This window comes from Klebsiella sp. Sb-30, assembly GCF_057652795.1.
Genome location: NZ_CM172749.1, coordinates 2,043,576 through 2,056,288, shown reverse-complemented (window position 1 = coordinate 2,056,288; position 12,713 = coordinate 2,043,576). Strand labels below are relative to the sequence as shown.

General features: G+C 60.8%; 12 protein-coding genes. 8 read left to right on the top strand and 4 right to left on the bottom strand.

Annotation, left to right across the window (positions count from 1 at the left end; genetic code table 11):
• Nucleotides 1-11: 11 nt before the first annotated feature.
• The gene (locus tag AC236I_RS09605; protein WP_044351577.1) at nt 12-911 is read left to right on the top strand and encodes an ABC transporter substrate-binding protein; all 900 of its coding nucleotides are present in this window, start codon (nt 12-14) and stop codon (nt 909-911) included.
• 42 nt (nt 912-953) lie between these two features.
• Complete coding sequence (locus AC236I_RS09600; RefSeq protein ID WP_004863724.1) at nt 954-2,282, top strand: LLM class flavin-dependent oxidoreductase; 1,329 nt, start codon at nt 954-956, stop codon at nt 2,280-2,282.
• A 56-nt stretch (nt 2,283-2,338) separates the two neighbouring features.
• Here AC236I_RS09600 and AC236I_RS09595 read toward each other — a convergent pair whose 3' ends face one another.
• On the bottom strand, nt 2,339-3,133 hold the full coding sequence (locus AC236I_RS09595) for a phosphate/phosphite/phosphonate ABC transporter substrate-binding protein (protein ID WP_416312344.1): 795 nt from the start codon (nt 3,131-3,133) through the stop codon (nt 2,339-2,341).
• Nucleotides 3,123-4,121, bottom strand: a complete 999-nt coding sequence (locus AC236I_RS09590) for a fatty acid desaturase (protein ID WP_004863727.1) — start codon at nt 4,119-4,121, stop codon at nt 3,123-3,125. The genes AC236I_RS09595 and AC236I_RS09590 overlap by 11 nt, the downstream gene beginning before the upstream one ends.
• 449 nt (nt 4,122-4,570) lie before the next feature.
• On the opposite strand from AC236I_RS09590, the gene AC236I_RS09585 reads away from it, so the two are divergent.
• A complete protein-coding gene (locus AC236I_RS09585; RefSeq protein WP_015584050.1) occupies nt 4,571-5,014 on the top strand; it encodes a 6,7-dimethyl-8-ribityllumazine synthase in 444 nt (147 codons plus the stop codon).
• Nucleotides 5,015-5,126: 112 nt separating this feature from the next.
• On the opposite strand, the gene AC236I_RS09580 is transcribed toward AC236I_RS09585, so the two are convergent.
• Nucleotides 5,127-6,299 carry an ROK family transcriptional regulator gene (locus AC236I_RS09580; RefSeq protein ID WP_487608777.1) on the bottom strand — a complete coding sequence of 391 codons (1,173 nt, stop codon included), beginning with the start codon at nt 6,297-6,299 and terminating at the stop codon, nt 5,127-5,129.
• Nucleotides 6,300-6,510: 211 nt separating this feature from the next.
• On the opposite strand from AC236I_RS09580, the gene AC236I_RS09575 reads away from it, so the two are divergent.
• From AC236I_RS09575 to AC236I_RS09555, 5 genes are read left to right on the top strand one after another with little or no spacing between them, the layout of a single operon-like run.
• On the top strand, nt 6,511-7,758 hold the full coding sequence (locus AC236I_RS09575) for an extracellular solute-binding protein (protein ID WP_004863736.1): 1,248 nt from the start codon (nt 6,511-6,513) through the stop codon (nt 7,756-7,758).
• A 9-nt stretch (nt 7,759-7,767) separates the two neighbouring features.
• Complete coding sequence (locus tag AC236I_RS09570; RefSeq protein WP_404655322.1) at nt 7,768-8,676, top strand: carbohydrate ABC transporter permease; 909 nt, start codon at nt 7,768-7,770, stop codon at nt 8,674-8,676.
• Nucleotides 8,666-9,505 (top strand): carbohydrate ABC transporter permease, encoded by an 840-nt coding sequence (locus AC236I_RS09565; RefSeq protein ID WP_004863742.1) that lies wholly within the window; start codon nt 8,666-8,668, stop codon nt 9,503-9,505. Before AC236I_RS09570 ends, AC236I_RS09565 begins: the two co-directional genes overlap by 11 nt.
• 2 nt (nt 9,506-9,507) lie before the next feature.
• A complete protein-coding gene (locus AC236I_RS09560; RefSeq protein ID WP_004863745.1) occupies nt 9,508-10,470 on the top strand; it encodes a carbohydrate kinase family protein in 963 nt (320 codons plus the stop codon).
• Nucleotides 10,457-11,542: an ABC transporter ATP-binding protein gene (locus AC236I_RS09555; RefSeq protein ID WP_015584048.1), complete on the top strand. Its 1,086-nt coding sequence runs from the start codon at nt 10,457-10,459 to the stop codon at nt 11,540-11,542. Before AC236I_RS09560 ends, AC236I_RS09555 begins: the two co-directional genes overlap by 14 nt.
• 14 nt (nt 11,543-11,556) lie before the next feature.
• Here AC236I_RS09555 and AC236I_RS09550 read toward each other — a convergent pair whose 3' ends face one another.
• Complete coding sequence (locus AC236I_RS09550) at nt 11,557-12,711, bottom strand: MFS transporter (protein WP_099843990.1); 1,155 nt, start codon at nt 12,709-12,711, stop codon at nt 11,557-11,559.
• Nucleotides 12,712-12,713: the final 2 nt, after the last annotated feature.

Below are 12,713 nucleotides of genomic sequence, written 5' to 3'. Positions count from 1 at the left end.
AAAGAGGCACTATGAAGCATATTTTGGGGTTCCCTGTTAACGCCCGACGGTTCCGTTTATCTCTCCTCGCCGCCGGATTATTCAGTTTGAGTTTTAGCGTACTGGCAGAAAGCGTGACTATCGGCGGAGCCAATTTTACCGAGAGCTCTATTCTCGCCAATATTTACGCCAGCGCACTGAAGAAAAAGAATATTGAGGTCAAAACCCGGCTTAATCTCGGCAACCGCGAGATTATTCTGCCGGCGCTAAAGAGCGGCGAGATCGATATTGTGCCGGAATATCTTGGCGCCCTGCTTAACTATTATGACGGGAAAACCCAGGCGACTCGCCAGAGCGACGTGAGCGCCGAGCTGGCGAAAGTACTGCCCGCCGATTTCACACTGCTTGACCCTTCGCCGGCCACGTCGATTACCGCCTGGGCGGTACGCGCGGAGACGGCGAAAAAATACCAGTTGACGAAACTCTCCGATCTTCAACCCATCGCCCATCAACTGACCATCGGCGGGCCGCCGGAGCTGGCGGTGCGCGCGCTGGGGTTACCGGGGCTCAAGCGCGTCTACGGTCTTGAGTTTAAAGCGGTGAAATCGCTGGATATGGGCGGGCCGCTGACCCGTCTGGCGCTAAATTCCGGCAAAATCGACGTCGCCACGGTGGTCTCGACCCAGGGCAATCTGGCGAAAGAGGATTGGGTGGTCTTAGCCGACGATAAGCATGAACAGCCCAGCCAGAACGTCGTGCCGCTGGTGCGCAAGGCCAGCCTGTCGCCAAACGTCAGCAGCGTGCTCAATGCGGTCTCCGCCAGACTCGACAATGCCTCGCTGATTGCGCTGAACCAGCAGGTGGATCTTCAGCATAAAGACCCGGCGGCCGTGGCCGAACAATGGGTTAATGCCAACCTGACGACCCCTTAATCATCCGGCCAGGGAGTGGCCATCAGTTGAATGAGTGCGACGATGTCTAAAAACCCGATGATTCTGAATCTGTTCTTCTTCAATCCCCAGGGAGATTATCGCTTCTCCTGGCGCCACCCGCAGGCGCCGGGAAAAGAAATTTTTACCCTCAGTTATTATGCCGAACTGGCCAGGAAAGCCGAGGCGGCCACGCTCGATGCTATTTTTATTGCCGATCATATCGCTATCTGGGATACGGTGCCCAGCGGTCTGACCCACTACGCCAACGCCCGGCTGGAACCCATTACCCTGCTCGCCGCGCTGGCGGCCGTCACCGAGCATATTGGCCTGATGGGGACGGCATCGACGTCGTATAACGAGCCCTACAACCTTGCACGCTACTTTGCCTCACTCGATTTTCTGAGCAACGGCCGGGCAAGCTGGAATATCGTCACCTCGTGGCTGGAGGAAGAGGCGGCAAACTTCGGCCTCCGACAGCTGCCCCAACACGGCAACCGCTATCAGCGCGCCGGTGAATTTATTGACGTAGTCACCCGGCTTTGGGACTCCTGGGAAGAGGATGCCGTCCTGTACGACAAGGCGAGCGGCCTGTTTGCCGACAAACAGAAAGTCCATCACCTCGACCATCACGGCGAATTCTTTAACGTTCGCGGACCGCTGAACGTGCCGCGCCCGCCGCAGGGCCATCCGCTGCTGGTACAGGCCGGATCGTCGGAGGCAGGGAAAGCGCTGGCGGCCACCTGGTCAGATATGCACTTCGTGTTTATTAAATCCATTGAAGAGGGGCTGCGCTATCGCCAGGAGATGAACCAGCGGCTGCTGGCGAACGGACGCGACCCGGCACACTTTAAAATCATCGCCGGCGTGCTGCCGGTGGTGGTGAACTCCAGTGATGAAAAAGAGCAGCGCCAGCAGCTAAACAACCGGTTGATGAGCGATCGGATGGCTATCGACCTGCTCTCTTCCTACCTGCGTATGGACCTCTCGACCTGTGCTGTCGACCAGCCGCTGCCGCCGCTACCGGATGAAGAGACGTTTGACGGCATTCGCACCGCGCTGCGGCTGATCCGCGACTACGACCCGGCGCTGACCATACTGGAACTGGGCCGTTTGCTGCTGCAAAGCTCCGATAGCTGGCTGCTGATTGGCAGCGCAGAAGAGGTCGCCAACGAGCTTACCGCGATCTGGCGCGCCGGCGCGGCCGATGGGTTTAACTTGATGTTCCCGCTCTTGCCGGGCGATTTCGATCGTTTTGTCGAGCAGGTGGTGCCGATCCTTCAACGCAGCGGCGCCATGAAAAAGCGCTATCTGCCGGGTACCCTGCGGGAAAAACTGGGCTTACCGCAGGTAGATAACCGCTTTACCCGATAGCAGGCGGCAACGCATGCGCCGCCTTACCCGGAGGAGGTCAGCCCTTCTCCGGTCTTTCAGAGTTGCGTCACGCCCTGTTGACGCGCCTCTTCGCGCCACGCCAGCAATCGGGAATAGGGTTCCCGGGTCACCGGGCTGAAACCGCAGATAAACTGCGCCTCGCAGCGCTCCCGATATCGCGCATCGCTGACCAGCTGCCGCAGCGCCGATCGCAAACCGGCGAGGGTTTGCGCTGACGTTTGTGGCCCGGTAATCAGCGGTAGCCCTGGCGCCGACGGCGTTTGGCCGATAACGCACAAGCCCTCCAGTACGGCAGGCTCGTGACGCGCCAGCAGCGCCCAGCTAACGCAGTCGATGGCGGCCATATCGCCCGTCCCCTGCTGTAAGCCGAGCAGCGACTGCCGGTGGCTGCCGCTGAAATTAACCCCGGCAAAAAAACGCCCCTCGCGGGCGAGCGGAGCCACCATTTTCAGTAACACGTTGTAACCTGACTGCGAATCGGGCGAATTGCAGATAGCCCGCCGCCCACGGAAATCGGCGAGCGACCGCGCGTTATCCGCCGCACGGGCCACCAGCAGGCTGCGATAATCAATGCCTTCACAGCCGGGCGCCGAATAGTGAAAACAGCCCACCGTCTGAACCTCCGGCAACAGAGTCACCAGCGGGTAGCCGCAGGTCTGGCTCAGCAGCAGGTCCGGCTGACGCCAGTGCGAAAGTAGGTCCGCCGGCGGCGGCGTTGGCGAACTCACGGCAATGCCTTGGGCGAGCAGCAGTTCCCGCACCGCACCTTCTAACGCCTGGTTCTCAGGCGGACGCACCGCATACATCGGCAAATTCACGTTATGACTCATCGCGCTCACCTGTCTGCTCTCCTGCCCGGGAGGCTTTTCCGATACCCGGATGGGCGTTAACCGCCACCGCGCGGAAGAAAAAGGCGCGCAGCCACTCGCCATAGCCGCGCACCACGAACCCGTGATTACGCTGCTGGTAGCGATCTCGCTCCAGCAGATAGATTTTTCTCAGCCCGTACCACGGTACGCCGGGCAGGTCATGATGCACGGAGTGGTAGTTCAGATTCAGAAACAGCACCCGCCACAACAGCCCGGCCTCATTGATGACCGAGCGCGCCAGCGGATCGTCAGCGGCCCGATGTTCGAGGAAGGAGCGAATTTTGGTCAGCGCCAGCGCCGGATAGCTGATGACCACCACGAAATAGAGCGGTGAAAAATCACAGCGCGCCATCCACGTCAGGAGCGCGGCCAGCAATCCGCCGTGCACCAGCCACATTAGCATCGCTTTCCCCTGCCGATAGCGAAAGGCGTTCGCCGCGCTGACCAGCGTCTGCACAATATCCAGCAGCGGGGCCAGCAACAGTCGGCCGAAAAACGTATTGCGCAGATGTATCACTTTACGCTGCCAGGGCGAGAAACGGCGCCAGCTTTCGGCACTAAAATAGTAGGATTCGGGGTCATCCACCGGCAGCGTCAGCCGGTCGTTATTGTGGTGCGCCAGATGCGAGTCGCGATAAAGCCCGTAGGGATACCACACCGCCAGCGGTAGCGTACCCAGCAGCTGATTACACCACCGCCAGGGCGTCGGATGGCCGTGGATCAGCTCATGCTGCAACGACATATACCAGGCGGTAAACCAGATGAGCAGCACGGTCGCCGGGAAAAGCCCCAGCGTCTGCCAGTAGGCCAGGGTCATAAACCAGCCGCTGTAGACCACAATTATTAATATCCAGGTGGGTAATTCACTGCGCCACAGCCAGCGGCGGGAAAGCTGGCGAATCAGATCGCGCTGCTGCTGATGCAGATACTTCGACGAGTGCTGTGTCATCACTACCGGTACTCTCTCCGCGTTACTTTTTGCCTCCAGAAGATGTGAGAAAATGCGGAAAATAACAAAGAATTTAAATCACTTAGCTTTGCCAGAAAATGGTGATGCGCGCACTTTTCTGTCCGGCGGGACAGCGCGCCCTGTCCCCAGGCGACGGCCGCGCCGCCCGCCGAACCGGAACCCGGTATTGCGCGGCGCGCGGCGGATAAAAACGGCTATCGTCTCTTGACATAACAGTATAATGTTAACGCCCGGATCACGTCCGAACCGCGGCTGAATGCGCTAGCGCGTTGGGATAATGAGATCGGACCTGAGCTCCGTGTGAACGCGCGTGAACCGAGCAATTGACAGCATCGCCCGGTGGTCGCCTGAAACGGCTCGCGGAGTATAAGACCTGAAGATCAACATTCTTTGACTCGCCTGATGCGGTCATTTTACAGGAGTATGCCATGCCATCGTTAAACGTCGCCTTTATCAAAGCCAACTGGCACAGTGACATCGTCAGCCAGGCGCAGACCGGTTTTCAGCAGGAGCTGGAACGTCAGCAGGTTGATTATTCGCTCGACAGCTGGGATGTCCCTGGCGCATTTGAAATGCCGCTTCTGGCCCAGAAGCTGGCAAAAAGCGGACGCTATGATGCCATCGTGTGCGCCGCGCTGGTGGTCGATGGCGGTATCTATCGCCATGACTTTGTCGCCCAGGCCGTGGTCAGCGGTCTGATGCAGGCCCAGCTGGCTACCGAAGTCCCGATGTTCTCGGTATCTCTGACGCCGCACAACTTCCAGCCTGCCGACGAGTTCATCGATTTTTACAGCCAGCATTTCATCAAAAAAGGTCAGGAAGCCGCCAGAGCGGTACTGCAGATCCACAACTTGCCGCTGGCGAAAGCGTGAATCAACGCCTTTAACCGCGTGGTCCGCTCGCGATGAGTCCCCGCCGGCGGTCCTTTCGCGGGCTCATCCGCGACGCGCGGCCCGACCGTTGCTGTACTGAACCGCGGCGGGCCTACTTCATCAAGGCCTGAAACTGCGGATTAAACTCATCGAAGATCGGCAGTGCGGCAGCGCCGAGGGCGGCGGTGTCGGTGCCCGTCATCCCCATTTTCACCCGCATGGCCGGGAGATAGCGCCCGCGCACCGACTGATACAGCGGCGGCAGACGGGCCAGCACTTTCTCCAGTAGCGGCGCGGGCATCATGCCGCCGACCACCACCGTTTCCGCATCGAAAACGCACTCCAGCAAATTAATGGCCTGGCGCAGCGAGGGTAACGCCGTCTCCACCCACCGATCGAACAGCGACGCCTCCACCGCCAGCAGATCCTCGGGCAGCGCCCGGTAGGGGTCGAGGCCGCAAAACTCATAGGCCGCCTGCAGGGAAACGTAGCGCTCAAGGCAACCCTGGTTGCCGCAGTAGCAGGCGCGTCCTCCCGGTTGCACCACGATATGCCCGACCTCTCCGGCGTTATGGGCGTGGCCGGTATAAATATGACCGTCGGTGAAGATCCCGGTGCCAAGCCCGGTGCCGATATACAGATAAACAAACGAATTCAGCTGGCGCGCCACCCCGTGGAAGCGCTCGCCGATAGCCGCCACCGTCGCGTCATTTTCGAGGGTGACCGGCAGACCGCTTATCCGCCCAAGCTCCGACGCCACATCCACCCCTTCCCAGCCGTTGAGGGTGGTCGGCCCGGTCGATGAAATGCCCTCCACGCCAAACGGCCCCGGCATCACCACGCCAATGCCCAGCACCCGGCTCCAGTCGAGCCCGGGTAGCGCTTTGATCTCCTGCACCACCTCGGCAATGCGGGCAAAGGTGGCACCAGGTTGGGGCTTTTGCACCAGAATGAGCCGGCGGAAATGGATCTCGCCGGTGAGATCCACCAGCACGATAATCAAGGTTTGATGGTCGAGATGGATCCCGATGGACCACGCGCTGGCGGGGTTGAGACTCACCGGCACCGCCGGCTGGCCACGCCCTGCGGCGCGGCGCGGTTCATGGCTGGTGAGCAGCGCCATCTGCTGTAGCTCGGCGACAATATTGGAGACCGTTTGCGGCGTCAGCGCGGTCATTCGCGCCAGCTCCGCCCGGGTCAGGGTACCGTGCAGACGCACGGCCTCAATCACCACCCGCCGGTTGTGTACTCGCGCATGTTCAAGGTTCGTTCCCGAGGTTTTCATTCCGTCCCTTCCTGGTCGCATCATGCTGCAATTTTAGCCAGCGTCACAATTCGCGCAACGACATTCTCCGCCCGCCTTTCGGGTGGCATAAGCTTTGCTACGCTTATGCTAAGGGCCACGAATGACGTTTGGGCCGTATTGTCGCCCCGATTAAGTCAATCAAATTGATTTAATAAATCATATCCCTCTTTTCAGTACCGCGGAGAGCAACATGAACGACTACAGTGCATTTCGGGTTAAAGCCGGTCTGCTGGCTATGCTGGTCATCAGCGGGAGTGCGGCGGCGGCAGCCACCCAGGTTAACGCCCTGTTTATGACCCAGGCGGCATACAGCGAAAATGACATTCGTGCCATGACCGCCGACTTCGAAAAACAAAACCCGGATATCAAAATCAACCTTGAGTTCGTCCCCTACGAAGCGTTGCATGACAAAATCGTGGCCGCACGCGGGGCCGGCGGCAACGGCTACGACGTGGTGCTCTTCGATGCCATCTGGCCTGCCGAATTTAGCCACTTCGATCTCCTGCAGGATGTCTCGGCACGTATTCCCGCCGCCGAACGGGAGAAGGTCTTCCCCGGCGCCATGAATACCGTGGTTTACAAAGGCAAAACGCTGGGCATGCCGTGGATCCTCGACACCAAGTATCTTTACTACAACAAAGCGATGCTGGACAAAGCCGGGATCAAGCAGCTGCCGACCACCTGGCAACAGGTAATGGATGACGCCAAAATCATCAAGGATAAAGGTATCGTTAAATACCCGCTGGTGTGGAGCTGGTCGCAGGCAGAAGCGCTGGTGTGCGACTACACCACCCTCGTCTCCGGGTTTGGCGGGCAGTTTTATCAGAACGGTAAACTGGATTTCTCCACTCCGGCGTCGTTGAAAGCGGTCACGCTGATGAAGAAATCGCTGGATGACGGGTTGAGCAATCCGGCCTCCCGCGAATATCTCGAAGAGGATGTGCGCAAGGCCTTCTCCAACGGCGACGCGGCATTCGCCCTGAACTGGACCTATATGTACAACATGGCCAACGACCCGAAACAAAGTAAGGTCGCGGGCGATGTCGGCATTATGCCGGCACCCGGTGATACGCCGGACAAACCCGGCGCGGTGAACGGGTCAATGGGGCTGGGCATTGCCAAAGCCAGCCAGCATCCGGAACAGGCGTGGCAGTATATCCATTATCTGACCTCCCAACCGGTGCAGGATAAGTATGCGAAGCTGAGCCTGCCGGTATGGAAATCCTCCTACCAGGACCCGGCCGTGGCGAAAGGTCAGGAGAGCCTGATCGCCGCAGCGGATAAATCGCTGAACGTGATGCTGTCGCGTCCGGAAACCGCGGACTACTCGCGCCTCTCCAACGCGTTACAGCAGCAGCTTCAGGCCGTCCTGCAGGACAAGGCCGCCCCGGATGCCGCGATGCAAGCCGTCGACAAAAGCGCGGCGCGCCTGCGTTAAGGACATTTGATGCTGAGTTTGCAACAACGCGAGCGGCGTCAGGCATGGGTGCTTCTGGCACCCATGCTCATCGTGATGTTTCTGCTGACGGCCTGGCCGCTGGCGCGCACGCTATGGCTGAGCTTTACCGATACCGCGCTGGTGGGCAATGGCGATGCGACCAATTACCTCTGGCTGGATAACTATCTGTATGCGTTAACCGATCCGGATTTTCGCGCCGCCTTCGCCCGCACGCTCTATTTCACCGTGGTCTCCGTCGCTATTGAAGGGGTTATCGGCGTGCTGGTGGCGCTGTTGCTCAATCAGAAATTTGTCGGACGCAATATCCTGCGGGTGTTGGTCATTTTGCCCTGGGCGCTGCCGACTATCGTTAACGCGATGATGTGGCGGCTCAACTTCAACCCGGACTACGGCAGTATTAACGCCTTGCTCAGTCAATGGGGCATTATCGACGGTTACCGCAGCTGGCTGGGGTCGCCGGACTCGGCGCTCAACGCGGTGATGCTGGCGGATATCTGGAAAAACTATCCGCTGGTCACCCTGCTGGTGCTGGCCGCGCTGCAATCCATTCCGGAGGATTTATACGAAGCAGCCCGCCTTGACGACGCCTCGTCATGGCGGCGTTTTCGCGCCATTACTTTCCCGGCGATCGTCGCCCCGCTCGGCGTGGCCCTGGTCCTGCGCACCATCGACGCGTTTAAAGTCTTCGATATCATCTACGTGATGACCCGCGGCGGGCCGCTGGACAGTACCCGCACGCTGAGTTTCTTCGTCTACCAGGAGTCCTTTAGCTATCTGCGGGCGGGCAGCGGCGCGGCGTACGCCATCCTGATGACCCTGATGTGCGCCCTGCTGATCGTCCTGTATCTGTTTATGCTGCTTCGTCAGCGTCGCCGGAGCACTGATTATGAAGCGTAAACTGCGTATTCTGCTGCGCTACCTGGCGGCCCTGCTGGTCGCGCTGTCGATACTTGCCCCGATGACGTGGCTCTTTTTGATGAGCGTCAGCGCCACGGCCGATCTGACCCGGGTACCGCTGGAGTGGCTGCCGCGCCAGTGGGACTTCAGCCGCTACGCCCGTCTGCTGTCACTGCAGCCCGGCGAGCCCGGCGCGCTGTTTCTCCCCGCTCTGCGCAACAGCCTGCTGGTTGCCGCGGGGGCGACGCTGGTGTCGCTGCTGCTGGCGGTGCCCGCTGCCTTCAGCTTCTCGCGCTACCCCGGACGCGACGGCTGGCTGTACGCCGGACTCGGCATCTATATGGTGCCGCCGGTGGCCTTCGTGCTGCCGCTCTATTTTATTCTCGAACATTTCGGGCTGCTGAATACCCGCAGCGGGCTAGTGCTGGTCTACTGTTCGCTGATTATGCCGTTTCTCACCTGGATGGTGAAAAATCAGTTCGACGCGCTGCCGCAGGATATTGAGCAGGCCGCCCGACTCGACGGTCTGCGGGTCTGGCAGGTACTGCTGCGCATCACCCTTCCCCTGGCAAAACCGATGCTGGGGGCGTCGGCGCTGTTCGGCTGGCTGCTGGCCTGGGACGAGTTTTTCTATGCGCTGCTGTTTACCAGCAACATTACCGCCCAGACGCTGCCGGTCACCATTGCCGGATTCACCGCCGGGCGCGCCACCGACGATGGACTGGTGGCGGCGGTCGGTATCCTCGCCTCGGTCCCGCCGCTGTTTATCGCCATCTGGTTACAAAAAACGTTGGTCAGCGGTCTCACTCACGGTGGAAGTAAAGGATAACTATGCAAACGCTCACCGCGCCTGTGCTCTATATCGCAGGTAATTACAATATTGACTTAATTATGGGGACCCTCGCGCACTGGCCGCTCCCCGGCACCGAGGTGATGCTGGAACACAGCGCGCTGCGCCCCGGCGGCTCCGCGGGCAACTGCGCACTGGCGGCGGCGGCCATGCAGATCCCCCACTGCACCGTCGGCTGCCAGGGAGACGACGCCTTTACCGCCTGGCTGGCGGCGCAGTTCCCCGGCAGCGCCGAACGCTGGCCGCAGTACCCCTGCGAGACCTCGCTGACGGTGGCGGTGACGCATCCCGACAAAGAACGCTCGTTTCTCAGCAACTATGGACATATCACCCGCCTGTCCGCCGACGACATTCTGACCCAGCTCCCGACCCGGGCGACGCCCGGCGATATTGTGCTGCTCTGCGGCACCTTCTTATGCACCGCGCTGTTACCGGACTATCCGCGTCTGCTGACGACCCTGCGCGACCGCGGTTTTCAGGTGGCGGTCGATACCGGCTGGCCGCCGCACAGCTGGGACAGCGCGCTGCGTGAGGCGACCCACCGCTGGCTGGGCGATTGCGACTGGCTGCTGCTCAATGAGGTTGAAACGCTCGGCCTTGCAGATATGGACGTACTCCCGGCGGCGGCCCGCACGCTGGCGACGCGTCTCAGCGGCCGGGGCGGCTGCATTGTCAAATGCGGCGCCGATGGCGCCTGGTGGTGGACGGCAGACCAGGGGCATCACGCGCCGGCGAAACCGGTCGAGGTCATCGACACCATCGGCGCCGGAGACAGTTTTAATGCCGGGTTTCTTGCCGGTTTGTTAAACGGCCAGTCGGCCTCACAGGCGTTACGTTGGGGCAACGCCGTGGCCGCATACGCGATCGGTTCATCCCCGCGTCGCTATCCCGACTGGCGAACCTTGCAACACCATATCGAGGAGGTCGACTATGGCCAGCGTTGAACTGGTAAACGTCGCCAAGCAGTACGGTAAACAGACGGTGCTGCATCCGCTGGATCTGACCATTCCGGACGGCAGCTTTACGGTGCTGGTCGGGCCATCCGGCTGCGGAAAGTCAACGCTGCTGCGCCTGCTGGCCGGGCTGGAAAGCCTGTCGGCGGGAACGATATTGATGAACAGCCGCCCAATCAACGATCTCGATCCCGCGGACCGCGATGTCGCCATGGTTTTTCAGAGCTACGCGCTCTACCCCCATCTGACGGTGGCGGAAAACCTCGCCTTTCATATGCAGGTCAAAAAAGTCGACAAGGCGACACAGAAAAACAAGGTTCAGCACATCGCCAGCATGCTGGGTATCGATAAGCTGCTCGGCCGCTATCCGCGAGCGCTCTCCGGCGGCCAGCGTCAGCGCGTGGCCATGGGCCGGGCGATGGTACGCAACCCGCAGGTTTTTCTGTTCGATGAGCCGCTCTCCAACCTCGATGCCCAGCTGCGCATGGAGCTGCGGGCCGAGATCAAATCCCTGCACCAGCGCTTCAACACCACCATGATTTACGTCACCCACGATCAGGTTGAAGCCATGACGCTTGCCGACCAGATCGTGGTGATGCGCGATGGCGTGATCGTGCAGCAGGGAGCGCCGCTGGAGATTTACGATCGCCCCTGCAACACCTTCGTGGCGCGCTTTATCGGCTCCCCGCCGATGAATCTGCTGGAGGGGCAGATTCAGCAGCGCGATGGCCAGCCCGGCGTGCAGTGCGGCGAACTGTGGCTGGCTCTACCTGAACGCTGGTATCCGGCGGCGGCACGGCAGGGTCAGGCGCCGGTGATTGTCGGTCTGCGTCCGCAGGATATTCAGCCGGCTGACGAAGGGCTGCCGGGGGTCGTCAATATTGTCGAGATCACCGGCGAGTCCACGCTGCTGCATCTCGACTGGCAGGGCTTCCCAATCCATGTCCAGGTCGCCGGGCGTCTCGAAGCGACTATCCGTCAGCCCTTATCGCTGGCGGTACGGCGCGAGAAAATCCATCTTTTCGACGCCGCCAGCGGCGAACGGCTGGTATCCGCACGCTGAACCTCGCGGGCGGGTCAGGTCGCCCCCGCCCGCATGTCGCGCAAACAGCAGCCATAGCGTAGCCCGGCGATGCAGCTTACGCTGGCGCTCACGATCAGCGTTCCACCCAGCGATTGCCCCCATCCCACCGCCGCCAGCCCGAGGCCAATCAGCACATAATAGGCCAGGCCGAAGATAGCCCCGGCGGTTCCCCGACAGTAGCCATAAGCGCCCAGCGCCGTGCCGAGTAGTAGCGGGATCGCCATGGCGTAGGCGCAGGTGATCCCCATCATCGGCAGCAGGAACAGCAGCGTATCCGCCAGGCAGAACACCGCTACGCTGCTGATCAGCTGTATCAGACAGGCGAGCAGCAATATTCCCGCTTCCGCAACGGCTTTGCGGAGCAGCCAACGATTGAACAGCGCCCCGGCCAACGACCCGACGGCCAAGGCGATGCCGCTGTAGCCAAAAGCCACGCTCCCCTGACGCAGCTGCGCGAAAATGAACGGCGCCAGGCTGTAATAGCTGAACAGACTGACGTTGAAGGCCGCCACCAGCAGGACCGCCAGCGCCAGCGACTTATCCGTCGCCATCCGGCGTAACAGCGGTAAAAACGCGGTGTGAACATGCTGCGGCGGACGAGTTTCCGGCAGCAGCCAGCAGCACAGCAGCAGCAAAACCGCGGCCAGCAGCGCGAGGGCCGTCAACACACCGTGCATTCCCCAGCCGGCAACGATGGCGCCGCCGAGGTAGACGCCTGCCGCCGGGCTGACTGCCAGCACGAGGCCCATCATCGAGAAGAGAGCGGCAAGCTGGCGGCCGTTAAAGCGGTCGCGAAGGATAGTCTGGCTCACCACAGACCCCGTTGCCGCACCGAACGCCGACAGTATCCGGGCGACCAGCAGTAATGTGAAATCACGCGCCGCCAGCGCCAGCACGCAGCCCAGGGCATAGGTCGCGAGACCCGCCAGTAGCGCCGGACGCCGGCCATAGCGGTCGCTGAATCGGCCCCAGTACAGAACCCCGACGGCGAAGCCGATAAAGTAAACCGACAGAGTCTGCGCCGCCTCTGCCGCGCTGATGGAAAAATAGCGGCTGATATCGGTCAGCGCCGGACTGTAAATCGTCTCCACGATCTGCGGGAACATCAATAATGCGGTGACCAGCACCATGGCCGAACGCCCGAACATCA

Excerpts from the sequence above, each read along its gene's own strand:
- AC236I_RS09605 (WP_044351577.1), top strand. The coding sequence starts at position 12 with ATGAAGCATATTTTGGGGTTCCCTGTTAACGCCCGACGGTTCCGTTTA.
- AC236I_RS09600 (WP_004863724.1), top strand. The coding sequence starts at position 954 with ATGTCTAAAAACCCGATGATTCTGAATCTGTTCTTCTTCAATCCCCAG.
- AC236I_RS09595 (WP_416312344.1), bottom strand. The coding sequence starts at position 3,133 with ATGAGTCATAACGTGAATTTGCCGATGTATGCGGTGCGTCCGCCTGAG.
- AC236I_RS09590 (WP_004863727.1), bottom strand. The coding sequence starts at position 4,121 with ATGACACAGCACTCGTCGAAGTATCTGCATCAGCAGCAGCGCGATCTG.
- AC236I_RS09585 (WP_015584050.1), top strand. The coding sequence starts at position 4,571 with ATGCCATCGTTAAACGTCGCCTTTATCAAAGCCAACTGGCACAGTGAC.
- AC236I_RS09580 (WP_487608777.1), bottom strand. The coding sequence starts at position 6,299 with ATGAAAACCTCGGGAACGAACCTTGAACATGCGCGAGTACACAACCGG.
- AC236I_RS09575 (WP_004863736.1), top strand. The coding sequence starts at position 6,511 with ATGAACGACTACAGTGCATTTCGGGTTAAAGCCGGTCTGCTGGCTATG.
- AC236I_RS09570 (WP_404655322.1), top strand. The coding sequence starts at position 7,768 with ATGCTGAGTTTGCAACAACGCGAGCGGCGTCAGGCATGGGTGCTTCTG.
- AC236I_RS09565 (WP_004863742.1), top strand. The coding sequence starts at position 8,666 with ATGAAGCGTAAACTGCGTATTCTGCTGCGCTACCTGGCGGCCCTGCTG.
- AC236I_RS09560 (WP_004863745.1), top strand. The coding sequence starts at position 9,508 with ATGCAAACGCTCACCGCGCCTGTGCTCTATATCGCAGGTAATTACAAT.
- AC236I_RS09555 (WP_015584048.1), top strand. The coding sequence starts at position 10,457 with ATGGCCAGCGTTGAACTGGTAAACGTCGCCAAGCAGTACGGTAAACAG.
- AC236I_RS09550 (WP_099843990.1), bottom strand. The coding sequence starts at position 12,711 with ATGTTCGGGCGTTCGGCCATGGTGCTGGTCACCGCATTATTGATGTTC.